The organism is Streptomyces sp. NPDC012510 (assembly GCF_042955065.1).
Taxonomy (GTDB): Bacteria; Actinomycetota; Actinomycetes; order Streptomycetales; family Streptomycetaceae; genus Streptomyces.
This window is the reverse complement of record NZ_JBIBEN010000013.1, coordinates 73,216-95,958: the sequence shown is the minus strand read 5'-3', so window position 1 is coordinate 95,958 and position 22,743 is coordinate 73,216. Positions and strand designations below refer to the sequence as shown.

At 73.0% G+C, this 22,743-nt stretch carries 17 protein-coding genes and 1 pseudogene; 15 read left to right on the top strand and 3 right to left on the bottom strand.

Features of this window, described 5'->3' with window-relative positions; all coding sequences use genetic code 11:
* Positions 1–170 precede the first annotated feature (170 nt).
* Positions 171–866 (top strand): annotated as a pseudogene (locus ACFY9I_RS24290) (SulP family inorganic anion transporter); the annotation flags it as partial.
* On the opposite strand, the gene ACFY9I_RS24285 reads toward ACFY9I_RS24290, so the two are convergent.
* Entirely contained in the window at positions 784–1,575 is a 792-nt protein-coding gene (locus ACFY9I_RS24285) for a DJ-1/PfpI family protein (protein ID WP_391004934.1), read from the bottom strand. The pseudogene ACFY9I_RS24290 and the gene ACFY9I_RS24285 overlap by 83 nt on opposite strands.
* A 165-nt stretch (positions 1,576–1,740) precedes the next feature.
* Between ACFY9I_RS24285 and ACFY9I_RS24280 the strand changes: the two genes are divergently transcribed.
* From ACFY9I_RS24280 to ACFY9I_RS24240, 9 genes are all read left to right on the top strand, one after another.
* Positions 1,741–1,923, top strand: a complete 183-nt coding sequence (locus ACFY9I_RS24280; protein WP_391004932.1) for a hypothetical protein — start codon at positions 1,741–1,743, stop codon at positions 1,921–1,923.
* A gap of 1,029 nt (positions 1,924–2,952) precedes the next feature.
* Positions 2,953–3,618, top strand: coding sequence for a GTP cyclohydrolase II RibA (gene ribA, locus ACFY9I_RS24275; RefSeq protein ID WP_391004930.1), 666 nt, complete (start codon positions 2,953–2,955; stop codon positions 3,616–3,618).
* Positions 3,615–5,300: a WD40 repeat domain-containing protein gene (locus ACFY9I_RS24270; RefSeq protein ID WP_391004928.1), complete on the top strand. Its 1,686-nt coding sequence runs from the start codon at positions 3,615–3,617 to the stop codon at positions 5,298–5,300. Before ribA ends, ACFY9I_RS24270 begins: the two co-directional genes overlap by 4 nt.
* Before the next feature lie 199 nt (positions 5,301–5,499).
* The gene (locus ACFY9I_RS24265) at positions 5,500–6,243 is read left to right on the top strand and encodes a methyltransferase domain-containing protein (RefSeq protein ID WP_391004927.1); all 744 of its coding nucleotides are present in this window, start codon (positions 5,500–5,502) and stop codon (positions 6,241–6,243) included.
* Positions 6,240–7,574 (top strand): GDSL-type esterase/lipase family protein, encoded by a 1,335-nt coding sequence (locus tag ACFY9I_RS24260; RefSeq protein WP_391004925.1) that lies wholly within the window; start codon positions 6,240–6,242, stop codon positions 7,572–7,574. Before ACFY9I_RS24265 ends, ACFY9I_RS24260 begins: the two co-directional genes overlap by 4 nt.
* Complete coding sequence (locus ACFY9I_RS24255; protein ID WP_391004923.1) at positions 7,571–8,554, top strand: SUMF1/EgtB/PvdO family nonheme iron enzyme; 984 nt, start codon at positions 7,571–7,573, stop codon at positions 8,552–8,554. Before ACFY9I_RS24260 ends, ACFY9I_RS24255 begins: the two co-directional genes overlap by 4 nt.
* A gap of 62 nt (positions 8,555–8,616) precedes the next feature.
* Positions 8,617–9,702, top strand: coding sequence for a bifunctional diaminohydroxyphosphoribosylaminopyrimidine deaminase/5-amino-6-(5-phosphoribosylamino)uracil reductase RibD (gene ribD / locus ACFY9I_RS24250; RefSeq protein ID WP_391004922.1), 1,086 nt, complete (start codon positions 8,617–8,619; stop codon positions 9,700–9,702).
* A complete protein-coding gene (locus tag ACFY9I_RS24245) occupies positions 9,699–11,129 on the top strand; it encodes an NAD(P)H-dependent oxidoreductase (protein WP_391004920.1) in 1,431 nt (476 codons plus the stop codon). The genes ribD and ACFY9I_RS24245 overlap by 4 nt, the downstream gene beginning before the upstream one ends.
* Positions 11,126–11,866 (top strand): methyltransferase domain-containing protein, encoded by a 741-nt coding sequence (locus tag ACFY9I_RS24240; RefSeq protein ID WP_391004918.1) that lies wholly within the window; start codon positions 11,126–11,128, stop codon positions 11,864–11,866. The genes ACFY9I_RS24245 and ACFY9I_RS24240 overlap by 4 nt, the downstream gene beginning before the upstream one ends.
* A 241-nt stretch (positions 11,867–12,107) precedes the next feature.
* Here ACFY9I_RS24240 and ACFY9I_RS24235 read toward each other — a convergent pair whose 3' ends face one another.
* Positions 12,108–13,562, bottom strand: a complete 1,455-nt coding sequence (locus ACFY9I_RS24235) for an MFS transporter (RefSeq protein WP_391004916.1) — start codon at positions 13,560–13,562, stop codon at positions 12,108–12,110.
* 64 nt (positions 13,563–13,626) lie between these two features.
* On the opposite strand from ACFY9I_RS24235, the gene ACFY9I_RS24230 reads away from it, so the two are divergent.
* Both ACFY9I_RS24230 and ACFY9I_RS24225 read left to right on the top strand, forming a co-directional pair.
* The gene (locus tag ACFY9I_RS24230) at positions 13,627–14,286 is read left to right on the top strand and encodes a TetR/AcrR family transcriptional regulator C-terminal ligand-binding domain-containing protein (protein ID WP_391004914.1); all 660 of its coding nucleotides are present in this window, start codon (positions 13,627–13,629) and stop codon (positions 14,284–14,286) included.
* 94 nt (positions 14,287–14,380) lie between these two features.
* Positions 14,381–17,224 carry an AAA family ATPase gene (locus ACFY9I_RS24225; RefSeq protein ID WP_391004912.1) on the top strand — a complete coding sequence of 948 codons (2,844 nt, stop codon included), beginning with the start codon at positions 14,381–14,383 and terminating at the stop codon, positions 17,222–17,224.
* Between the two features lie 60 nt (positions 17,225–17,284).
* Here the strand turns inward: ACFY9I_RS24225 and ACFY9I_RS24220 are convergent, their stop codons facing one another.
* Positions 17,285–17,584, bottom strand: coding sequence for a hypothetical protein (locus ACFY9I_RS24220; RefSeq protein ID WP_391004910.1), 300 nt, complete (start codon positions 17,582–17,584; stop codon positions 17,285–17,287).
* A 362-nt stretch (positions 17,585–17,946) separates the two neighbouring features.
* Here ACFY9I_RS24220 and ACFY9I_RS24215 point away from each other — a divergent pair, with 362 nt between their 5' ends.
* From ACFY9I_RS24215 to ACFY9I_RS24205, 3 genes are all read left to right on the top strand, one after another.
* The gene (locus ACFY9I_RS24215) at positions 17,947–19,134 is read left to right on the top strand and encodes an MFS transporter (RefSeq protein WP_391004909.1); all 1,188 of its coding nucleotides are present in this window, start codon (positions 17,947–17,949) and stop codon (positions 19,132–19,134) included.
* A 402-nt stretch (positions 19,135–19,536) separates the two neighbouring features.
* Positions 19,537–21,255 carry a TIGR02677 family protein gene (locus ACFY9I_RS24210; protein WP_391004907.1) on the top strand — a complete coding sequence of 573 codons (1,719 nt, stop codon included), beginning with the start codon at positions 19,537–19,539 and terminating at the stop codon, positions 21,253–21,255.
* Entirely contained in the window at positions 21,252–22,598 is a 1,347-nt protein-coding gene (locus tag ACFY9I_RS24205; RefSeq protein ID WP_391004906.1) for a TIGR02678 family protein, read from the top strand. Before ACFY9I_RS24210 ends, ACFY9I_RS24205 begins: the two co-directional genes overlap by 4 nt.
* The last annotated feature ends 145 nt before the right edge of the window (positions 22,599–22,743 follow it).

Genomic DNA, 22,743 nt, shown 5'->3' with positions numbered 1-22,743 from the left:
GACCAGGCGGAGGAACTTGACCCGGCCCTCGATGACGCGGAGCGCGGCGCGCGGCCTGCCGCCGCCGGCGCTCCACACTGGGTCGCCGGAAGCGAGGATGTCGACCGGTGCCGTGGCGCTCGTAATCGCGCCGCTGAACCGTGAGCACGGCGTGGGGTACCTGATCGCCGATCGTGATCCTGACCGTGATCACGGACGCGGCAGGGATCGCGATGCCGACCGTCGGCGGCAAGGACGAACTGTCGTCCTCCCTGCCGGTGCCGGGTGCGCCGGACGTGCCATTCACGCTCGACACGACGATGATCGCCCCGTACGCGTTCGCGACGGCACTGGTCGGCCCGATGGAGTCGCTGATGACCGCGAAGCTGGTCGACGACCACCGATACCCACTCCAACAAGACCCGTAAGTCCATCGGCCAGGGCGCCGCCAACATCGTCACCGGCTTCTTCGGCGGCATGGGCGGCTGCGCGATGATCGGCCAGACGATGATCAACGACGTGAAGGTCTCCGGAGCCCGCACTCGGCTGTCCACGTTCCTGGCCGGCGCGTTCCTGATGGCGTTGTGCATCGTCTTCGGGCCGGTCGTCTCCGACATCCCGATGGCCGCCCTGGTCGCCGTCATGGTGATCTTTGTCAAGCGGGTGCCCGCCTCGCTGAGGTCACCGCCGGGGCCGACCCCCATGGCACCACCGTCGTCGTCCGGGTCACTGGCGAGCTGTTCTTCGCCTCCTCGAACAAACTCGTCGGCCAGTTCGACTGCAGTGGCGATCCGAAGAACGTCGTCATCGACCTGTCCGCCGCGCACATCTGGGACGTGTCCACCGTGGCGGCCCTCGATGCCATCGAGACCAGGTACGCCCAGCAATCCGGGCGTGGGCGGCGAGGTCGGCGAGGGTCAGCGGTTCGCCGAGGCGTTCGAGGGCCCAGGCGCGGGTGGCGGCCGTGCTCGCGGCCTCGTTCTCGGGGACCGGCTGCTCGATGTACTGCGCCTGGCCGCCGTCCCGGAACGGCGGAACCACGCAGCGGCGGGCGACCGTGTTGGCCAGTCGGCTGCCGTGGTCCTTGCGCACGACGTGCAGGCAGACGTCGACGCCGGAGGCGGCTCCGGCCGAGGTCAGGATGGGGTCGTCGTCGACGAAGAGCACATCGGGGTCGAGAGCGATGTGCGGGAACATGCGCCGGAACCGGTCCGCCTGCCGCCAGTGCGTGGTCGCCTTGCGGCCGTCCAGGAGCCCGGCCGCGGCGAGCACGAAGGCGCCGGTGCAGATGGAGACGATGCGCGTGCCCGGCCGGATCCACCTGAGCGCGGCGGTGACCTCGTGCGGAAGCTCTGCGGTGACACGCGACGGCGAGATGGGCGCGACGACCACGGTGTCGGCCGTGGCCAGGGCCTCGGGGCCGTGCTCGGCGGTGATGGTGAAGTCCGCGTTGCTGCGCACCGGATGCCCGTCGACGGTGCAGGTCAGAACCTCGTACCGGCCGTCGGCTGCGCCGAAGATCCGGCTGGGGATGCCGAGTTCGAAGGGGTAGAACCCGTCGAGCGCCAGGACCACGACCCTGTGCACAGGCTGCATGGCACGATCCTATCGAAGGCTGGCCACCAGGCCATTTTCCAGGCGGACGCCCTCGGGGAAAGTGGGACACCATGAGCACTCAGCACACGATGCGCGCCATCAGCAGAGGACCAGGCGTACATCTATTTCGCCTGCCAGAGCGACAGGCTCTCCACCCCGACGACAGTGGCCCACGTCGTCATCGGCGTGGAGCACCGGGATCCATTTCATGAACCCGAGGGTGACATCAAGGCGTTGAAGGACGCCTACGCGACCGTGGCCCACTCCGTCTCGCTGGCCATGGGCAAGGAACTGCGCTGCGAGAAGAACGGTGGGCTGCCCGCGAGGCCCGTGCTGGATCCCGCGTAGCCGCTGACGTACGCGGGTACGGCCATGCTCAGGGGGCCCTTCCTGTCCGGATGAGGGCCGCCTGCTGTATGCGGTCCGCCACGGGCGAGCGGTGCACGGACCTCGTCTCCAGGGGGCACCGGCTCGCGCTCGCCCACGATTGTGACCCGGTCCGGCTCGCCGTACCGGACGGTGCGGAGAAGTCCTCCTGGGCGAAGACCGGTCGAGATGCGCGTCCCGGTCGCCCAGCCGCTCGTCGGCGGGCCGTGCTGACCCGCCAGGACCTGACCGGTGAACGCTGGGGTCACCCCTGGCCGACGGTGACGAGTGCCACATGTGGATCCTGCTGTCTATGCGGGCCCTGCTGGAGCTCAACAACCGCGTGTATATCGCACCCTCACGGCCGTGGAGTGCTGCCCGGCGACCAGGCTCGGCGGCTCGGCCGCGACGCTTCCCGGCACGATCCGCCGGAGGCTCCCGCCCAGCCGGGTATGAGCGAGACCCGGCTCGAGAGGGATCGGGAGGGCGCCCACCCAGAGGTGGGCTCCGGCGCCTCCGGCCACGGCCTCATCGCCCACATCCACCCCGACCATCGGGCATCCGCCGTCTCCTCCGGGCTCACACCTACCGGCGAACGGTACGAAGGCGAGATCCGGTGGCGCGCCGGAGTATCGGGCGATAACTCCACCGATCCATTACTCGAGAGTTGCTTGTTCTTTCCGGCAGGCAGTCGGATCCAGCCGATTCGCTACTCGTGCGTACGGGTGAGACGGGCGGCGCGAACGGACGGGTAATAGGCGTTCTCTGTCGATTGTTTCGTCATGTGCAACGGCCGATCTGGGGGTGCTGGGAGCTTGTTATTGGCCACGCCGGCTGTTCGAATGGCGTGCTGACCGCTGTCGCCGTCCGCTGTCCGAATGTTCGCCGTGGACGTTCTCATCTCGGTGCCCACCGGAAAACGTTTCGGAGGGTGTCTCGGTCCATCCGTACTGTGCACAGCGGAGACAGCGTGGTTTCGTGATCCCGCCGTTATCAGCGGAGGGACCATCAATGTTGAGCACGTCCAGTGGCAAAACGCCCCAACCGAGTACCGGTTCGCTTACAACGGAGGCCGCGATCCGCACACGGGTCGAGGTGCCGGTCCAAACTACCGACGGTTCCTGGCGGGCCGCTGAAATGATCAGTTTCACCGGGCTCGCCGACGGCCGGGAACACATCGCCGTCGTGTTCCCGGCCGAGAGCCCCGTACCCCTCGTACGCGTGCATTCGGAATGCCTCACGGGAGATGTGTTCGGCTCCGCCCGTTGCGACTGTGGACCGCAGCTGGCCGAAGGAGTGGACCAGTTCGCCGAGGAGGGGGGAATCCTGCTGTATCTCCGCCAGGAAGGGCGCGGTATCGGGCTGTACAACAAACTCGACGCCTACCGTCTGCAGGACCAGGGCCTGGACACGTTCGCCGCGAATCGGGAGCTGAACTTCTCGGACGACATGCGCGACTACCTCGTCGCCGCGCAGATGCTGAACGCCCTCGACGTACCGAGGATTCGACTGCGCACCAACAACCCCGACAAGGTCCGGCAGTTGGAGAACTACGGCATTGCCGTGGATGAGGTCGTTCCCACGGGCATCCACCAGAACGCCCGCAACGAGAACTATCTGCGGGTAAAGGCCGAGGTGGGCGGTCACACCATCCGACTTCTGGGAGAAGCCATATGATCCAGCATCGTGGACCCATCAGCGGAATCGCCGCCTGGCGGGACGAGTACGTGGCCACGGCCGGCTACGACAACCAGGTGATCTGCTGGGACCAGCGTACCGGCAGGGCGGTATCCCGCTCCTTCCATGACCATCTGGCCAACCAGTGCCAGTTCGCGCCGGACGGAAAACATCTGCTGACCTCGTCCAGCGACTACACCGCCCGCCTGTGGACCGTGCCGGACCTGCGGCTCGTCGCGGTCCTCGGAGACCAGGAGGACGACGTGGAGATGTCCGTCTTCCACCCCTCCGAAGAACTCGTCGCCACCGCCTCCCGGGACCACCGGGTGCGGGTGTACGACTTCACCGGCAAACTGCTGTACCGCTTCGAGGGGCACACCGCCGATGTCATCTCCGTCGAATGGGCCCGCGGCGTCGACGAGTTGATCTCCTCCAGCGACGACGGCACCATCAAACGCTGGTCGCTGGCGACCGGCGGGATGATCGACGACCTGGACATGGACGGCGTGGAGACCGACACCATCGCCATCTCCTCTTCGGGCACCATCTTCGCCGGCAACGACGAGGGCCAGATCATCGTCGTCGGACCCACCGAGCGCACCACGGTGCCCGCGCACGACGCGGGCATCAAGCGCCTCGTCCTCGACGACTCCCGCCACCTGCTGGTCAGCCTCTCCTACGACCGCACCATGCGGCTGTGGGACGTCTCCTCCGGCTCCCCCGAGGCCCGCGACACGACGGCCCTGCCGCACGACGTCTGGCCCCGCTCCTGCGCCTTCGCGGGCGGCACCCGCCTGGTCTTCGCCACCTTCGGCGCCACCTACCGCGGCTACGACTACCAGGCGCGCACCTGGGACACCGCCGTCGTGCCGGCCACCGGAGGCGTCAACGCGGTCCTGCCCGAGCGAGGCGGCTCCACGCTCACCATCGGCGACGCGGGCGTGCTGCGACGCGACGGCGAACCGGTCGCCGAGTCCGGCAGCCTGTGCAACTTCCTCACCCCGCTCGGCGGCCTGGTGCTCTCCGGCGGCCAGCTCGGCAAGGTCTTCGACGCGCTCACCGGCCGCGAGCTGTACCAGCACCGCTCCCCGCTGAACTGCGGCGTCGCCTTCGAGCGCGACGGCGAGAGCTACGCGGTGATCGGCGCCTACACCGGCGAGGGGCTGCTGCTGAAGCTGACCGGCGAGACCGTCGAACACGTCCGGGACCTGGAGCTGAACGTCAACGCGGTCAAGGATGTCGCCGTCTCCGGCGACTTGCTGTTCTCCGTCGCCGCCGACGCCTCCGCGACCTGGTGCCGCATCTCCACGCTGGAGAAGGTCGCCACGGTCGAAGACGCCCACGACAAGATCGCCAACGGCTGCACGGGCCTCGGTGACGGCTGGTTCGCCAGCATCAGCCGCGACCTGAAACTGCGGATCTGGAACCCCGACCGCACCGCCGACGTCGTGGACACGCCGCACACGCACTCCATCAAGTGCGTCGCCGCCGACACCGACGGCCGCCTGATCGCGACCGGCAGCTACGACGGCCACGTCGCGGTCTACGATCGGGCCGACGGCCGCTGGACCGTCGTCGACCGGCCCACCACCTCGGGCATCTCCTCCCTCGCCTACGACGCGGGCCGCAAGCTCTTCGTCGCGGGTTCGTACGACGGGCAGGTCTACACGGTCGCCGGCTGAACCACCCGCAGGAGCGGGGCCGTGCCGCTTTCCCGAAAGCGTCCCTTCTCCTGAGCTCCTGAAGGTGACCCTTCCCGCAGCCTCCCAGACGAAGGTGCCGGAGCGGCGCGCCCTCTCCGGCACCTTCGTGTGCACGGCCCCTCCCGCCTCCCCGGACGCCCCGTGCCCCGCGCAGACATACGACAGGACTTCATCACGCATGCCCGACCACCAGATAGCCGACCGGTACTCCGTCACCCCCGCATCCGCCCCGCAGCTCGACGAGTCGGCCTACGCGGACGTGCTGCGCACCGACTTCCAGGACCATTACGTCAACGGCCGTGACGTGTGGACCGACGAGAACGCCATGCGTGAAGCCCCTCGCGTGCTGCTCGGGGCCCTCGGCGACCGCACCGACGCGCCGCACGTCCTCGACATCGGCACCGGCCACGGCCGCGACGCCGCGATCCTGGCCGACGCGGGCTGCCGGGTCACCGGCATCGACCTCGTCGAGTCCCCGGAGTGGGCCGCGCTGAGCGCCCGCACCGAGGGACGCGCCCGCTTCGACACCCGCTCTCTGTCCGACCTCGCCGGCACGGCCGTGTATGACGCCGTCCTCGACAACGGGTGCCTCCACCACCAGCACCCCGACGGCTACCGCCGCTACCTGAACCGCGTCCGTGAACTCCTGCGCCCCGACGGTCTGTTCACGGTCTCCGTCTTCGAGTCGGCGAACGGCCCCGGCCGCCTCTACGCCAACGGTGCGCAGCGCCTGTACCGCGAGTTCACCGAGGAGGAACTCACCGGCCTGATCACCGCGTACGGCTTCACCCTCGTCGAGTTCCTGCTGATCCCCCGGAGCACGGCCGGCCTGCACTACCTGGTGGGCACCTACCGAGCCACGGGCACCCCCGCGACCCGCGAGGACCCCGGCACGGCCACGCCCGGGCCGGAGGACCGATGAGCGACAGCCGCGGGCAGGGCGCCCCGGCCCCCGCCCGGTGGAAACGCCGTGGGCCGCTCGCCGGTGCGGTCGCCGGGGCATTGCTGGGCGGGGCCCTGCTGGGCAGCGCCCCGTCGGCGGCGGCCCAGCCTGGTGAAAGGGTGTGGGCCGGGGCCTGGGGCACCGCGCCCGCTCCGGCCGCGCCGGACGGGGTCTCGCAGGCGGGGTTCGCGGACCGCACCGTACGGATGGTCGTGCACACCTCGATCGGCGGGGACGAGATGCGGCTCAGGCTGTCCAACGCGCACGGGACCGCACCGCTGGCACTCGGCCGGGTCACGGTGGGACGGGCCGAGTCGTCCGGGGCGGCGGTGGCCGTGCCCGGCAGCCTGCGTCCGGTCACGTTCGACGGCGCCTCCGGTACCACCGTGGCCGCCGGGTCGCAGACCGTCAGCGACCCGCTGCCGTACGACGTGCCGGCGGGCGCCGATCTGCTGGTGAGCGTGTACCTGTCCGAGCCGACCGGCCCTGCCACCTGGCACTGGCTGGCCCAGCAGACCAACTACCTGTCCGAACCCGGCGACCACACCGGCGAACCGGGAGCGGCGGCCTTCACCCGCGCCGAGACCTCCTGGTTCTTCCTGACCGGCGTCGACGTGCGCGGCGCGGGCACGCGCGGCACCGTCGTCGCGCTGGGCGACTCGCAGACCGACGGCTCCGGCTCCACCCCGAACGGCAACGGCCGCTGGACCGATGCCTTCGCCCGCCGCCTCGCCGCAGCTCCCGCGACGAAGGGCATCGGCGTCCTCAACAAGGGCCTCGGCGGCAACCGCGTCCTGCGCGACGGCACCGAGACCGAGCGCCCGCAGCGCGGCACCAGCGCGCTCGGCCGGCTCGACCGGGACGTCCTGGACCAGTCCGGGGTGTGCGCCGCCGTCCTCTACGAAGGCATCAACGACCTCCAGCTCGCCCCCTACGCGAGCGCCGAGGAGGTCCTGGCCGGGCTGCGCACCCTGGCCGGCCGGCTTCACGACCGCGGTGTCCCCGTCGTCGTAGGAACCCTCACCCCCTTCAAGGACTCGCCGCTGTGGACGGCCGAGGCCGAGACGGAGCGCGCCGCCCTCAACGCCGCGCTGCGCACCTCCCCGGAGTTCGACGCCGTGGCCGACTTCGACGCGGCCGTACGCGACCCCGCCGACCCGCAGCGGGTGCGCGCCGACTACGACTCGGGCGATCACATCCACCTCAATGACGCCGGCTACCGCGCGGTGGCCGACGCCGTGCCCACCGCACTGTTGAGCGCATGCGACCCGGCGAAACCCGCCCCGAGCCACGACGGGAGGACACCATGACCGACATCCCGGTGATGGCCAACCCCAACACCCTCTCCGACCGGGCCGCGATGGGGCTGCCCGACTCCTACGTCACCCGTACCGGCCCCTGGCCGCTGCGCGACCACCGCGACCTGCTCTCCGTACCGGCCGAGACCCTCGTCGCCGTCGCCGAGGACCCCGAGCTGTCCTTCGCTCGCCGGTACGCGGCGGGCACCTGCCTCGGCCTGGTCGGCGACCCGCGCATCCGCCCCGACGACCCGCCCATGGCCGACGTCCCCGCCTCCCGCGTCCGGCTCGGCCTGCAGGAGGACGGAGTCGGCCGGGTCACCGCGCGCTGGCGGCACGCCGGGGTGATCGAGGACTGGATCGCCAAGGAATGCCCCGAGTACGAGGCGGAGCTGCCCGCGTTCCGCATCGCGCTGCACCCGGTCACCAACGCCGAGTTCCGGCGCTTCCTGGAGGACACCGGCTCCACCGAACTGCCGACCTCCTGGCGCTTCGGCGTCTACCCCGACGGGCTCGGCAACCACCCCGTGTGGACGGTGTCGCCCGAGGCCGCCGATGCCTACGCCGCATGGCTCGCCGACCGCACCGGCCGCGCCTTCCGGCTGCCGACCGAGGCGGAGTGGGAGTACGCCGCCGCCGGACCCGAGGGACGGGAATTCCCCTGGGGCGAGGCGTTCGAGCCCGAGCACGCCAACACCGTCGAGTCCGGGCCGCTGGCCACCACCCCGATCGGCGTGTACCCGAAAGGGCGGTCGCCCTTCGGGGTGTACGACATGGCGGGCAACGTCGAGGAGTACACCGCCGACGACTATCTCCCCTACCCGGGCGGCAGCACCGTCACCGACGACCTCGCCGTCACCCGCGGCTCCTACCGCATCGCCCGCGGAGGCAGCTTCACGCGCTTCGGCGACCTCGCCCGCACTCGCCGCCGCCACGGCTGGTACGCACGCGACATCTACGCCATGGGCTTCCGCCTCGCGGAGACGCCGTGACGGGCCGGACGACAGGAGACGGGCCGGTCGCGCGGTCCGCGTCCCCGGCCGAGGAAGCCGCCATGCGCCGTGCCGTAGAGATCGCCGGGGCCGCGCTGGGGCGGACCAGCCCCAATCCCGCTGTCGGCTGCGTGATCCTCGGCGTGGACGGCACCGTGGTGGGGGAGGGGTTCCACCCGGGTGCCGGGCAGCCGCACGCGGAGGTCGAGGCGCTGGCCGTGGCCGGGGAACGGGCGCGGGGCGGGACCGCCATGGTCACGCTGGAGCCGTGCGCGCACACGGGCCGCACCGGTCCGTGCGCCGAGGCGCTGCTGCGTGCCGGGGTCGCCCGGGTCGTGTACGCGGTGCCGGACCCCAACCCGACCGCGGCGGGCGGCGCCCAGCGCCTGCGGGAGGCCGGGGTCGAGGTCGTCGGCGGCGTGCTGCGCGGCGAGGCCGAGCGCGGCAACGAACTGTGGCTGACCGCCGTACGCCGCGGAAGGCCCTGCGTGACATGGAAGTTCGGCTCCACCTTGGACGGCCGGTCGGCGGCCCCGGACGGCACCTCCCGGTGGATCACCGGCCCGGAGTCCCGCCAGGACGCGCACGCCCTGCGCGCCGCGCACGACGCGGTGCTGGTCGGCTCCGGGACCCTGCGCGCCGACGACCCGCACCTGGGCCTCAGACACGGCGTGCCGGGTCGGCCGCCGCTGCGCGTCGTACTCGACAAGGACGGCTCGATCACGCCGGACGCGCGCGTGCTCGACGACTCGGCGCCCACCCTCGTGGTGACCGGCCCGCACACGCCCAAGCCCGCCCTGCACGACCGGCACGAGGTGCTGCGGGTGCCGGTCACCGACGGCGCGCTCGACGTCGTCGTCCTGCTCGACGAGCTGTGGGCGAGAGGCGTGCGTTCGGTCCTGCTGGAGGGCGGCGCCCGCCTCGCCGCGTCTTTCGTCGCCCACGGGCTGCTGGACCGCGTCGTCGCCTACGTGGCCCCGCTGCTGTTGGGCGCCGCCGCCCGCCCCGTCCTCGACGACTTCGGAGCCCCCACCCTCATGGCGGGCCTGCGCCTGAGCCTGGGCGAAGTGACCCGTCTCGGCGACGACGTACGGCTGCTGCTGCGCACGCGGGACCTGCCGGGTGCCGGGGAAGGGGGCGTGCCGTGAGCCACCGGATCGCCGTGATCTACCACAGCCGACGCGGGACCGTGCGCACCCTGGCGGCGCTGGCAGCCGAGGGAGCGCGGGAGACCGGCGCCGAGGTGCAGCTGCTGAGGGTCGAGGAGGACGGACCCGCCCGCCGGGAGTGGCCGGAACGGGTGGCCGAGCCGGAGGACGTGGTGTGGGCGGACGGGCTGGTACTGGCCGGCCCCACCTACTACGGCACGGTGTCCTCACCCTTCAAACGGTTCCTGGAGTCGACCTCGCCGCTGTGGGCCCAGGGTCTGCTCGCCGACCGGGTGGCGACCGGCATCACCGTCTCCACCCAGCGCCACGGAGGCCGGGAGGCGACTCTGACCGCGCTGCACCACACCCTGTATCACTGGGGCTGCTGGATCGCCGGCTCCGATCCGGCCGACCCGGTCACCCGAGCGGCGGGCGGTACGCCGTACGGCCTGGCAGCCGACAACAGCCAGGGCGAACCGGCCCCGTCCGAGCGCGCGGCCGCCCGTGCCCTCGGCCGTCGGCTGGCCGAGCTCACGGCCCGCGCCCGCCCCGTGTCCTCCCCGCCGTCCCCGCCCGCGCCGGCGGCCCTCCCGGAGCGCCGGACGGTGGTGCCCGCGCCGGCCGGGCTCACGGAGCCGACGGCCGTGCCGCTGCCCGTCGGGTCCGTGCATGTCCCTCACACGGGGGCCTCTGCCTCGGGCACCGCCGGGCCGGTGCCCGGGCGGGAGGTGACGAGGGTGGGCGCCGTGCGCGCGGGGCTTCCCGACACCGTCCCCCGGCCCGTCCGGCTCGCCGTCGTTTACCACGGCGAGGACGCGACCACCCGGATTCTCGCGCAGGAGGCGGCTGCGGCCGCGCGTGCCGTGGGCGCTGGGGTGCGGCTGCGGCGCGTCGCCCGGGGCAGCGGGGTGCGGGACGCGGAGTGGCTGGGGCCGTGGGCTCCGCCCGCCGCCGTCGAGGACGTCGAGTGGGCGGACGCCGTGCTGTTCGGGGCGCCCGTCCGGCTCGGCGCGCCGGCAGCGCTGCTGCTGGAGTTCGTCCAGGCGCTGGAGCCCGCGGGCGGCGGCCGGGGCCCGCTGTGGGGCAAATCGGCCGGTGGCTTCGCCACCACCCCGGCGCCGCACGCGGGCGCCGAGACGGCCCTCCTCGACCTCGGTCACGTGCTGCTGCACGCGGGCGCGGTGCTCGTGCCGCCCGGCTACACCGACCCGGCGGTGGAGGCGGCGGGCGGCAACCCGTACGGCACTTCGTACTCCCGCACCGCCGGCGACCTGCCCAGCCCGCAGGCCAGGGCCGCAGTGGCCCACCAGGGCCGGCGCACCGTCCTCGCGGGCGACCTGCTGCGCCGCGCCCCGCGCCCGCCCGGCGCTTCGCCCGCCCCACCCGGTCCTGCCGGACCGCAGACATTCATAGGGAGCACGGCATGAGCGTGCAGCAGTACGACGGGATCGGCGAGACCTACGAGGGTTTCAAGTCGCTGCCGATGGCCCGCTGGGCGGAGTGCCCGAGCTTCCTCGCGATGCTCGGCGACGTGCGCGGGAAGTCGGTGTTCGACCTGGCCTGCGGAACCGGGTTCTACAGCCGTCAGATCAAGCGCCTGGGCGCCGCCGAAGTGCTCGGCGTGGACGTTTCCACCGAGATGGTCGCCGCCGCCCGCGCGATCGAGGAGCGCGCCCCGCTCGGGGTGCGCTACACGGTCGCCGACGCCACCGACCTGCCGGTCCCCGAGCGGCCGTTCGACGTGGCGAGCGCCGTCTACCTTCTCAACTACGCGCAGGACGCCGCCGAGATGGAGGACATGTGCCGGGCGGTACGCCGCAGCCTGGCACCCGGCGCCCGCTTCTTCGTGCTGACCCAGGCGCCCGCCTACCGGTTCGACGGTCCGTCCATGGCCAAGTACGGCTTCACGTACGAGCCCGTGGCCCACGGCCCGATCGGTCCCAGGGTCCGGATCGTCGCCCAGCTCGACCCACCCGTCGAGTTCGTCACCTCGTATCCGCACCGCGAGGTGTACGAGCAGAGCCTCACCCGGGCGGGTTTCCGCGACGTGACATGGGTGCCGTTGCACGTGTCGGAGGAGGGCCTGCGCGAGCGGGGCGAGGAGTACTGGGCGGACTTCCTGGGCAACCCGCCGCTGACCATGCTCCACTGCACGGCCGTCTGACGGGCGGAACTGCGAAAGCCTCGCCCGGCCGTCGTGACCGGGCGAGGCTTTCGCGGTTCCGCCGGGACGTCCCGCTCGGCGCGGTGGGCGCGCGACGGGCAAGGAGACACGCGCACTGTCCGCCAGGAGGGTCCGGACGGCAGCTCGGGGCGGTGTACGGCCCGCCCGCACTGTTGGCGGGCCGTACGGTGCCCGGCACGGCGCACCTCTCGGCCGGGCCGCGACCCGGCCGGGGGTCTCGTCACCTGGCGGCGGCCGGGGCCCTCAGACGCCGGGCGAGCACGATGCCGACCAGAGCGAGCAGCGCCGTGAAGCCGAACAGGGAGCCGAGCGCGACCCGGGTGCCCGCGTCGTAGTGCTCAGAGAGAGCGAGGGCCGCGCCGCCGAGACCGGCGATCACACCGGTGGCGAGGGTCTGCGCGAGCTGGAGTGCTCCGCTCATCTCGCCCTGGCGCTCGGCCGGGGTCTGCTCCAGCGTGTCGGTGGTGGCGGCGTTGAACGCCACGCCCATGCCGATACCGCCGATGGCCCAGCCCACGACCGCGAACCACGCCGGGAGGGCGTCGGTCAGGATCGACAGGGTGATCAGGCCCACACCGGCCAGCAGGACGGCGAAGCCGAGGGTCACGCTGGTGGTCCGCCCGCCCGGGGTGGCGTCCCGCTTTGCCTGCCAGGCCGAACCCACCACCCAGGTGATGGCGCCCGCCGACAGCCCGAGTCCGGCCGCCCACGCGCTCTGCCCGCGCAACTCCTGCAGGCCCAGCGGCAGATAGGCCTCGCTGCCGAAGTACACCCCGCACAGCAGACCCCGGATCACCACACCGGCGCCCAGTCCGGCGCGCGCCGTCAGCGTCCCCTCGGGGGTGACCCGGCGCAGCGCCGGCACGGCGACGGCGGCACCGGCCACCGCGAGGACGACGAGCAGGATCAGGTTCTCCAGCAACAGCGCCTGGAGCAGCACGCCGGTGCCCACCGTCAGCAGCACGGAGTTGGCCAGCGGGCCCTTCCACCACGGTTCGGCCGGGGTCGCCGTCCGTTCGCCCTGCGGGCGTTCGAGGCGGCGCAGAGCGGGCAGGGCGAGCAGCGCGGCGACCGCCACGATCGGCAGCATCAGCAGGAACACCGCGCGCCAGGTGGTGCTGTCCGACAGGGTGCCCGCCAGGACCGGGCCGATCAGCGACGGGATCGTCCAGGCCGAGGAGAGCAGGGCGAACATCCTCGCCCGCAGGTGCTCGGGGTAGGCCAGGCCGATGACCGTGTAGGCCATGGCCATCACGGCGCCCACGCCCAGGCCCTGGAGGAAACGGCCCGCCAGGAACAGCGGCCAGGAGCCGGCCGCGCCGGCCAGCGCGCAGCCCGCCGCGAAAACGGTCATGCCGACTACCGACGGGGTCCACGGGCCGCGCAGGTCGGCGGTCCGCCCGGCGAGCACGGTGCCGATGATGTTCGCGAGCATCAGCGCGGACAGACCCCACCCGTAGGCACCGAGTCCGTCCAGGTCCCGGGCGATGTCGGGCAGGACGGTGGCGACCCCGAGGGACTCGAACGCGACCATGCCCACGGACAGGATCACGCCGAGACTGAGCGCCCGGTACGGGCCGGAGAAGACGCTCTCCGTCCGTTTCGGCCGCGCGCTCTCCGGCTCGTTCGCGGGCCCGTCCAGGTCCTCCGGTAACTCGTCGATGTGTTGGGACATGAGGTCACCTCGTGTGAGAGAATTACTTTCCGATGCGGAACAGAATCGTAAAGGTACTGGAGACATGGTGAACACACCACAGGGCACGGAAGGCGGCGCCTCGCTCACGGCACAGCGCCCGAGAGGCCGCCCGCGCGACGAACGCATCGACACCGCCGTACGGAGCGCCGTGCTGGAGATCCTCAACGAGGTCGGCTACGGCCGGCTCACTCTGGAGGCGGTCGCTGCCCGCGCCGGCACCAGCAAGCCGACCCTGCGCCGCCGCTGGCGCTCCCGTCAGCACCTCGTGGTCAGCGCGCTCGTGCAGACGATGGGTTCCTCACCCACCCCCGACACCGGCTGCACCCACTGCGACCTCATCGCCGGCATCCGCACCCTGAGCCACGCCTTCACCACCACCGTCGGACGCCGCGCGCTGCCCGCGCTGATCGCGGACCTCGCCGACGACCCGGAGCTGGAGTCGGAGTTCCTCAACGAGCTGTTCCACCCGCGCCGCGCCGCCACGGCCGCCGCTCTGCGCCGGGGCATCCGGCGCGGCGACATCCGCGCCGACGCCGACATCGACCTGCTGCTCGACATGCTGGCCTCCACCGCCTACTACCGGGTGCTCTTCGGCCACCTGCCGCTCACGCCGACCCTGGCGGAGGACGTCGTGGAAGTCGTCCTCAGAGGCGTGGCCACCCCGCAGTGGCACAGCAACCACGGAGCCGTGGACAGCCTCTGAACCTGACCGCGCCGCCCGGACCGCGTACGGCGTCACGCGGGGCGCGGGAGCCACCACACTTCCGGGGCCAACGGGACGAGATAAGGGGTTTCGTGTGCTCAGCCGCGACTGTGAAGTGTCCGATTTGCAAAGGGTCCTGGCCTCCGCCGCGTCCGGCGCGGGAGCCAGTCTCCTGATCGAAGGGGGCGTCGGGTCCGGGAAGTCGTACCTGGTGCGGGCGGCCGTCAGGACCGCCCGTGCCCACGGATTCGAGACGATGTCCACGCGCGCCCGGCCCTCCGGCACCGCCCTGCCCTACGACGTGCTGCGCCAGATGCACGGCGTTCCGGTGTCCGCGGGACCCGGGGCGCCGCTCGCCGGTGAACTCACCGAGGGCTGGCTCGACCAACTTGTCGGCTCACTCGCCCTGCGTAAGCCGCTGCTGCTCGCGGTGGACGATCTGCACTGGGCCGACCAGAGCTCGCTGCACAGGCTGGAGCAGCTGATGGCCCGTCTCGAGGGGCTGCCGGTGGCGCTGGTGGGCACGCTCGCCCCGGGCATGGCCCCGCCCCGGGAGGAGCCGCGGGGAGACAGGAGGGGCACCCTCGCCCGTGTCGTCTCCGACTTCCACCAGTGCACCGTACTGTCCGGCCTGGCCCCGGACGCCGTCGGCTACCTGCTGGCCTCCTTCTTCGGCCGCCCCGTCGCCGAGAGCCTGGTGCACGCCTGCCACCGGGCCACCGGCGGCAACCCGTTGCTGACGCAGGCCCTGTTACGCGAACTCAGACGCGTCGGCACGGTCGGCGAACCGACCTGTGACCAGGTCGCGGCCCTCGGCTCGGTGGAGGTCGCCGAGACCGTCGTCGCCCGCTTCGAGGAACGTTTCTCCGGAGTCGGCCGGGCCTTGGACGCCGTCGCCGTCATCGGCCGAGCCGCCACCCCGGCCCTGGTCGCCGAACTCGTCGGCATCCCCTGTGCCGAGGCCGCCGACATGCTCCACGTCCTCGTGCGCTGCGGCGTCCTGCAGGAGAGCGGCGAGGGGGTCGCCTTCGCCCAGCCGATGGTTCCGGTCTCCTTCCTCGCCGCCCTGCCGCCCAGCGAACGCGCCCGGCTGCACGCGGCGGCGGCCCGCGCCCTGCACGCCCTGGGCGCCCCCGCGCACGAGGTCGTCCACCACCTGCGCCGCGCCACCCGCATCGGCGAACGCTGGGCCTACCGGCTGCTGTTCGACTCCGCCTGCGCCGCCCTGTCCCGGCACGACCTGGAGGAGGCACGCCTCCTCCAGGAACGGTGCGCCCTGGAGGACGACCCGGACGACCGGTCCGAACTGCTGCGACGGCTCAGCCGCGTCGAACTCGCCGCCGACGCGCCCGCCGTCGCCGCCAGTCGGCTGCGTGCCCTCGGCCGGCCGCGCGGTGGCGACGACACCGACGCCGTCGTCACCCTCGTCAATCTCGCCCTGGCGACCGCCCTCGACGGCGACCTGACGGGCGCCCGGCGCACCCTGCACGCCGCGCTCGCCGACTTCGGCCACCTCGACCCCCTCGACCCCGCCCAGGAACCGACCACCGGAGCCTTTGCCGTGCTGGGTGTGCTGGGCGTGCTCACCATGGCCGACGGAGCGGGCCGCGCTCTGCTGCCCGCCCCCAGGTCCGCGCCCGCTCCCGCCTCCGCCCCCGCACGCACCCCCTGGGTGCGCTGTGCCCAGGCGACGCTGTCCGCGCTCGCCGTCCGACAGCACGGCGGACGGCGCGAGGAAGCCGTCCGGTACGCCCGTCTCGGACTCGGTGAACCCACCGGGCCGGCGGACGTGCCCACCACCCCGTTGCGGCTGCTGCTCGCCCAGGTGCTGTGTGACGCGGGGGAGTACGACGAGGCGCTGGACGTCTGCCGCGAGCTGGCCGCGACCGCCCGGCAGGAGGGCGCGCGCACCATGGCGGCCCTCGCCGAGGTCACCCTGGCAGTGTGCTGCCACCGGGCCGGACGGCTGCGCGAGGCGGCCCGCGCCGCCCGCACCGCCCTCGCGGACGGGCCCCCCGGGACCTGGCTCGGTAGCGCCTTGGCCCGCTGCTGGCTCGGTGGCGTCCTCGTGGAGACCGGCGACCTCGACGGGGCGCGCCGGATGCTCCTCGACGACCTCGCACTCGCCTCCCTGCCCGCGTCCGCCCTGCCCGACCTGCTGCTGCACCGGGGACGGCTGCACGCGGCGCTGGGCAACACCGAGGCCGCCCTCGCCGACCTGGAGGAGTGCGGGCGGCTTCTGCGCGGCGCCCACGGCCGCTACCCCTGGCGCGCGACCGCCGCTGTCCTGCATGCCCACGCGGGCGACCCCGCCGCCGCGGAGCGGCTGGCCCGCGAGGAACTGGATGCGGCCCGCGCCTGGGGCGCCCCCCGCACCGTCGCCGTCGCCCTGCACACGCTTGCCCAGGTCACTCGGGGCGGGCAGAACGTCTCCCTGCTGTACGAGGCGGCCGGCCTGCTCGAGGGCTCCGGGGCCTGGCTGGAGCACGCCCGCGTCCTGCGCTCCCTGGGCCGCGAGTTACAGCGTCGACGCAAAATACGCAGCGCCCGCGAACAACTCCGCGCGGCCCTCGCCCTCGCCGAGAAGTGCGGGGCCTGGGCGCTCGTGGACGCGTTGCGCGACGACCTCGCCTCGGCCGGCGCCCGCCCCCGGCGCGGCGCGGAAACCGGCCTGAACGCCCTCACCCCGGCGGAGTACCGCACGGCCCTGCTGGCCGCCGAGGGCCTGACGAACCGCGAGATAGCCGACCGGCTCTACGTCACCCGGCGCACCGTCGAACTCCACCTCAGCCGCGTCTACCGCAAACTCTCCGTCTCCGGCCGCAGCGACCTCCCCGCCGCCGTCACCGACAGCCTTCCCGCCCCCGGCCAGCACCTCAACGGCATGGCACCGCTGCACGGTGCCCCTCACCCGATGACACTCCGGCCGGCCTCGTGAACGGGGGAGACGGCGAAGGAAGGTGCCGCGCGGGGCCACGAGGTGGCGCGGGCGGTGTGCTCAGGGCGGTTCCAGGAAGGCCAGGACCAGGTCGAGGCTCGGGGACTGGAAGACGGAGCCTAGGGACTCCTGGCGCAGGTCGGGCCACCCGTCGAGGCCGGCGACCAGGGCGGGCAGCACCCGGCTCACGCTCGTCGGGGTGAAGGCCTCGACGAGCGTCCCGATGCCGGTGAGGAGGTCGGTCCGCAGCGCGCCGGTGTCGGGCGTGGGCTCCCGGCCCAGCGCCGGGGCGACCGCCTGCGCGACCGGGTGCTGCTTCGACGGCCGGCGACGGGAGATCGCGGGCCGGTAGACCCCCACCCGGACGCGGCCTGGCTGATGGTGGTCCCCGCGTACCCGATCTCTTCCTGTGGTCCGAGCGTGGCGCGCAGCACGGCCCGGTCGATCCGCGGGTCCTTCTTCCGGCCGGCCGCGCGGTGGAGGGGGCGGTCGGGCTGCGGGGCACAGGGGCTGCTTTCCAGTGCGGTGCGAGGGGGGCGCTCTCCCCGTCCGCCCGCTGAGGCCCGACGCACCCACACATTGCTTCAGTACGGCGTGCATCGCCATTGCGATGTCGATGCCCACACCCAGATCGGAAGGTTTCCATGTCTCTCGACTCCCCCGCCTCCTCATGCGAAGCGGACCGTGCCTCCGCCCCTCCGTCTCCCTCCCGCGGAGGGCCTTTGCTGCTCGTCACCCTGATCCTGCTCGCGCTCAACCTCCGGTCGCCCATCACCTCCGTCGCCCCGCTGCTCAACCCCCTGCAGGCCGACCTGCGTCTCGGCGAAACGGCGATGGGCGTCCTCACTTCCCTTCCGGTGCTGTGTCTTGGCCTTTTCGCGTTCGTCGCCCCGAGGCTCGGCCGCCGCTACTCCCTACGAGCCCTGCTCACGCTCGCCCTCGTCGTCCTGACCGTCGGCGCGTTTGTGCGCGGCGGCACCTCGCCCGGCGCGCTGTTCGTGGGAACCGTGCTGGTCGCGGCGCCGATCGGCATCGCCAACGTGCTGATACCGGGCCTCATCAAGCGACGGTTCCCGCAGTCCGTGCCGAGGATGTCCGCGCTCTACTCCAGTGCCCTCACCTTCGGCGCCGCGGGTGGCCCGGCGGTGGCGGTACCGCTCGCCGAGGCGACCGGTTCGTCCTGGCGGACACCGCTGCTGATCCTCGTCGTCCCGCTCTCGGTGCTGACGGCCGTGGTGGTGCTGTTCGCCCTCGGCCGGGAGCCGCGCGTCAAGGAGACCCCGGTGGTGCGGGAGACCCCGGCACCGGACTCCGGCGGGCGGCCTTCGGGGCTGTGGCGCAACTCCCTGGCCTGGCAGGTGACCGTGTTCTTCGGCGCGCAGGCGCTCCTGTCCTACACCGTCTTCGGCTGGCTGCCGACCATCTGGCAGGACCGCGGCCTGAGCGCGACATCCGCCGGGCTCGCCCTGTCCCTGTGCAACGCCGTGGGCGTACTGGGCGCCTGGGTGCTGGCCGCCGCCGGGCGGCGCCTCGCGGACCAGCGGCCGGCCGGGGTGACCGTCGCCTGTCTGACGGCGTGCGGCCTCGTCGGGGTCGTACTGGGGCCGAAGGCCCTGCTCTGGCTGTCGGTCGCCGTCCTCGGTGTCGGTCTCGGCGCCGGATTCGCCCTCGCGCTCAGCCTGTTCGCCCTGCGCTCGCCGGACGCCCCGACGACCGCCGCCCTCTCCGCCATGGGCCAGGGCATCGGCTACCTGATCGGCGTCCTGGGCCCCCTGGGCGCGGGCGCGCTGCACGACGTCGCCGGCACCTGGACCTGGCCTCTGACCGTCCTGCTGATCACCTGCGCCGTCCAGATCGCGGTCGCCCTCACCGCAGGCAGGGCCCGCACGGTCACCGCCGTGCCGCGGTGACGGACAGCGGGCCCACGACCGTCGTCCAGCGGGAACACCGGGGGGAATCGGCCGGGCTCGTATCGTGGGCGGGACCGCCGCCGGGTGGCTCCCTACGGCCATCTGCTTCTGCACGTGAGCGCACCGGCCCGCACGGTCAGGATCGAGGTCACCGACACCCGTACCGAACGCACGCCGCACGAATCGGAAGCGCTGCCCGCCCCCGGCTCACAGGACACCGGCGGCCGGGGGCTGCTTCTCGGCACGGCGCTCGCCACCCGCTGGGCGGCGCTCGCCACCCGCTGGGGCCGGCACCTTCGGCCCGGGGGCCCGGGGGCCCGGGCCCGGGCAAGACCGTCTGGGCGGAGTGGGTGTGCACAACCCAGACGTGAGCCCGTGACCGCGGTGGAAGAATGTGGCGAGATGACCTCCAGCGACTACACCCCCTTCGCCCACCTCACCGCCCCCAACGCCCCTCTCTACCGCCAGGTCATGCGGGCCTTCCTCGCTGCCAAGGAGCGGTTCGCGGTGCATCTGCGGCCGGAGGACGTGTACGCCGCTCTGGACGCGGGGAGCCGGCCCGCCGAGCTCGAAGCGGTGACGCAGGCGCTGGACAAGCTCGTGGAGTGGGGCAACCTGCGGGCCGACCCGGACCACGCGCGGGTGACGGCGGTCGAGGACTTCTACCGCAGGCGGTTCATCTACCAGCTCACCCGGGCCGGTGAGGCGGCCGAGGCGGCGCTGGGGACGTACGACGAGGTGCTGGGCCGGCGCGGGGAACTCCAGGCGGTCGCGCTGCACGACATCGTCACGCAGCTTCGGGCGCTTTTGGTGATCGCCGCGGAGGACGAGCCCGACCCGGCCAAGACGTACGTGGCCCTGTCCGTGCTGACGGCGCGGTTCACCGATCTCGCCGACAACGCCCGTGCCTTCATGGGCTCACTGCAGCGCACCATCGACCTGCACGACATCGAGGTCGAGGCGTTCCTCGCCTACAAGGACCGGCTGATCCAGTACCTGGAGCGTTTCATCCAGGACCTCATCACCCTCGGCGGGCGGATCGCCCTGCTGATCGGGGAGCTGGAGGAGCAGGAGCGGGTCGGTCCGCTGCTGCGGCTCGCCGCCGCACGCGAGGCCGCCGACGCCGCTCCCGAGGAGGCCGAGCGGGCGGAGGCGGTGGCGTACCAGAGGTGGGTCGCGCGGTGGTCCGGGCTCGCCGAGTGGTTCGTGTCGGGGGAGGGACGGGAGTCGCAGGCCAGGCTGCTGCGCGGGCGGGCGCTGGGCTCGATCCCGCAGCTCCTGGCCGTCGTACGGCAGCTCAATGAGCGGCGGGCCGGACGCTCGGACCGCTCGGCCGACTTCCGTACCCTGGCGCGCTGGTTCGCCCAGGCGCCGGACGACGCGGCGCGGCACCGGCTGTGGCGGGTCGCCTTCGGGCTGCACTCCGCCCGGCACCTCACCGTCGACGCCGAGACCCTCGCCGAGCGGACGGCCTCCCCGGAGCCGGCCTCCACCCCGTGGAGCGAGGCGCGACCGCTGCGGATCAGCCCCCAGTTGCGCCGGACGGGCAGTTACGAGCGGCGTGGCAAGCCGCGCAAGGTGGCTGACCGGAGCGAGGCCAAGCGCCGGCTCGCCGAAGTCGCCGCCCGGCAGTCGGAGGAGACCAGGCGGGCCAGGGACCGGCTCGTGACGGGCGGACCGGTGCGGCTGTCCCGGCTCGGCGAACTCGACCCGCTCGCCTTCCAGCTGTTCCTGCGGCTGCTCGGCGACGCGCTCGCCACCTGGCGGCCGGGCACGACGACCACCGCGGCCACCAGTGGGGACGGATCGATGGAGATCCGGTTGACCGCCCTCGACGACGGATCGACGGCCGAAGTGCACACCGTCGACGGGGTGTTCAGCGGTCCCGACCATCTGATCCACATCGTCGACCTCACGTCGGGACACGGCGACCGCGCCGCACCGGCACAGGCACCGGCACCGGCACCGGTGCAGGCACCGGCACAGGCATCGGCACCCGTTTCCGTCCCTGCCCCCGGTCCCGGTCCCGGTCCCGTCCCCGACCCCGTCCCCGACCCCGACCTCGTCCCCGTCCCCGTCCCGCGACGGGACACCGCTGCCCAGCTCACGGAGGACCGATGAGCGGATTCCTCGCCGAGGTCCTCGACGGCCAGCGGCAGGCCGACCTCCAGAAGGCCGCACGCGCTCTGCTGAAGGAGCCGTTGCTCACTGCCGACGGACCGTACGCCGACGAGTTCCGCCTGGTGCGTCGGCACACCGCCGAGCTGCGGGAGTGGTTCGAACGCAACGTCGGCTGGACACTGCGCACGGACGCCGACGCCGCACGGCTGCGTAAGACGCCGGGCACCCTCACCGACGCCACGCACCCAGCGCGCGAGGCCGGCCGCAGCGCCCTGCCCTTCACCCGCCGCCGCTACGTCCTTCTCTGCCTGGCCCTGGCCGCGCTGGAACGGGGCGAGTCGCAGGTGGCGCTCGGACGCCTCGCCGAGCAGGTCGTCCTGGCCGCCGCCGATCCGGAACTCGTCGCCGCCGGGATCACGTTCACTCTGGAGCGGCGCGACGAGCGCCTCGACCTCGCGGCCGTCGTCCGCCTGCTGCTGCGGCTCGGGGTGCTGCGGCGGGTGGCCGGCGACGAGGACGCCTACGTCAGCGGATCGGGCGACGTGCTGTACGACGTGCGGCGGCGCGTGCTGGCCGGGATGCCGGCGTCCCTGCGGGGCCCGTCCATGGTCGAGGCCGAGGGCTTCGAGGAGCGCCTGGTGGAGATGACCGCCTGGACCGCCCTCGACAGCGACGAGCTCAGGTTCCGGGCGGTCCGCTGGAAGCTGACCCGCATCCTCCTGGACGACCCGGTGCTGTACTACGACGACCTGGCAGACGAGGAACTGGCCTACCTCACCCGGCAGCGCGGCTTCATCACCGCCCGCATCAACGAGCTGACGGGACTCGTCCCGGAGGTCCGGGCCGAGGGCATCGCCATGGTCGACCCGCTGGACGACGTCACGGACGTGCGCATGCCGGAACAGGGCACCCACGGGCACATCACCCTGCTGCTGGCGGGGCACCTGGCACGGGCGGACGGGCCCGTCCAACCGGCGGAGCTGGCGGCCCTCGTACGGCAACTGGCCGTGGAGCACGGCGGGTTCTGGTCCAAGTCGGCGAGGGAACCGGGAGCCGAGCCCGAACTCGTCGAGCGGGCGCTGACCAAGCTGGTGGCGCTGGGACTGGCCGAGCGCACCGAACGGGGCGTCGTACCGCGGCCGGCCCTCGCTCGGTACGCGGTCGGCGAACCCGTCGTCAGCGAACCCGGACGGGCCCGACGGCCCGCCGCCACGCCCTCATCGGCCGCGCATGGTCCCGCCCCCGCCGCCCCGTCCCGTCCCGTCCCTCGGGGCTCCGCCCCGGACCCCGTTCGCGCAGTTCCCCGCGCCCCTGGGGAGGGGCGCGGCGACGGGAACGGGTAAGGGCGGCGGGGGCGAGAACCCGCCTCGCCCGCCACGCCCGCCTCGCCCGCCACGCCCGCCTCGCCCGCGCAACCCGCGCAACCCGCGCAACCCGCGCAACCCGTGCAGCCGTGCAGCCGTGCAGCCGTGCAGCCGTGCAGCCGTG

Coding starts and splice junctions, on each gene's coding strand:
- ACFY9I_RS24285 (WP_391004934.1), bottom strand. CDS start 1,575: ATGCAGCCTGTGCACAGGGTCGTGGTCCTGGCGCTCGACGGGTTCTAC.
- ribA (WP_391004930.1), top strand. CDS start 2,953: ATGTTGAGCACGTCCAGTGGCAAAACGCCCCAACCGAGTACCGGTTCG.
- ACFY9I_RS24270 (WP_391004928.1), top strand. CDS start 3,615: ATGATCCAGCATCGTGGACCCATCAGCGGAATCGCCGCCTGGCGGGAC.
- ACFY9I_RS24265 (WP_391004927.1), top strand. CDS start 5,500: ATGCCCGACCACCAGATAGCCGACCGGTACTCCGTCACCCCCGCATCC.
- ACFY9I_RS24260 (WP_391004925.1), top strand. CDS start 6,240: ATGAGCGACAGCCGCGGGCAGGGCGCCCCGGCCCCCGCCCGGTGGAAA.
- ACFY9I_RS24255 (WP_391004923.1), top strand. CDS start 7,571: ATGACCGACATCCCGGTGATGGCCAACCCCAACACCCTCTCCGACCGG.
- ribD (WP_391004922.1), top strand. CDS start 8,617: ATGCGCCGTGCCGTAGAGATCGCCGGGGCCGCGCTGGGGCGGACCAGC.
- ACFY9I_RS24240 (WP_391004918.1), top strand. CDS start 11,126: ATGAGCGTGCAGCAGTACGACGGGATCGGCGAGACCTACGAGGGTTTC.
- ACFY9I_RS24235 (WP_391004916.1), bottom strand. CDS start 13,562: ATGTCCCAACACATCGACGAGTTACCGGAGGACCTGGACGGGCCCGCG.
- ACFY9I_RS24230 (WP_391004914.1), top strand. CDS start 13,627: ATGGTGAACACACCACAGGGCACGGAAGGCGGCGCCTCGCTCACGGCA.
- ACFY9I_RS24210 (WP_391004907.1), top strand. CDS start 19,537: ATGACCTCCAGCGACTACACCCCCTTCGCCCACCTCACCGCCCCCAAC.
- ACFY9I_RS24205 (WP_391004906.1), top strand. CDS start 21,252: ATGAGCGGATTCCTCGCCGAGGTCCTCGACGGCCAGCGGCAGGCCGAC.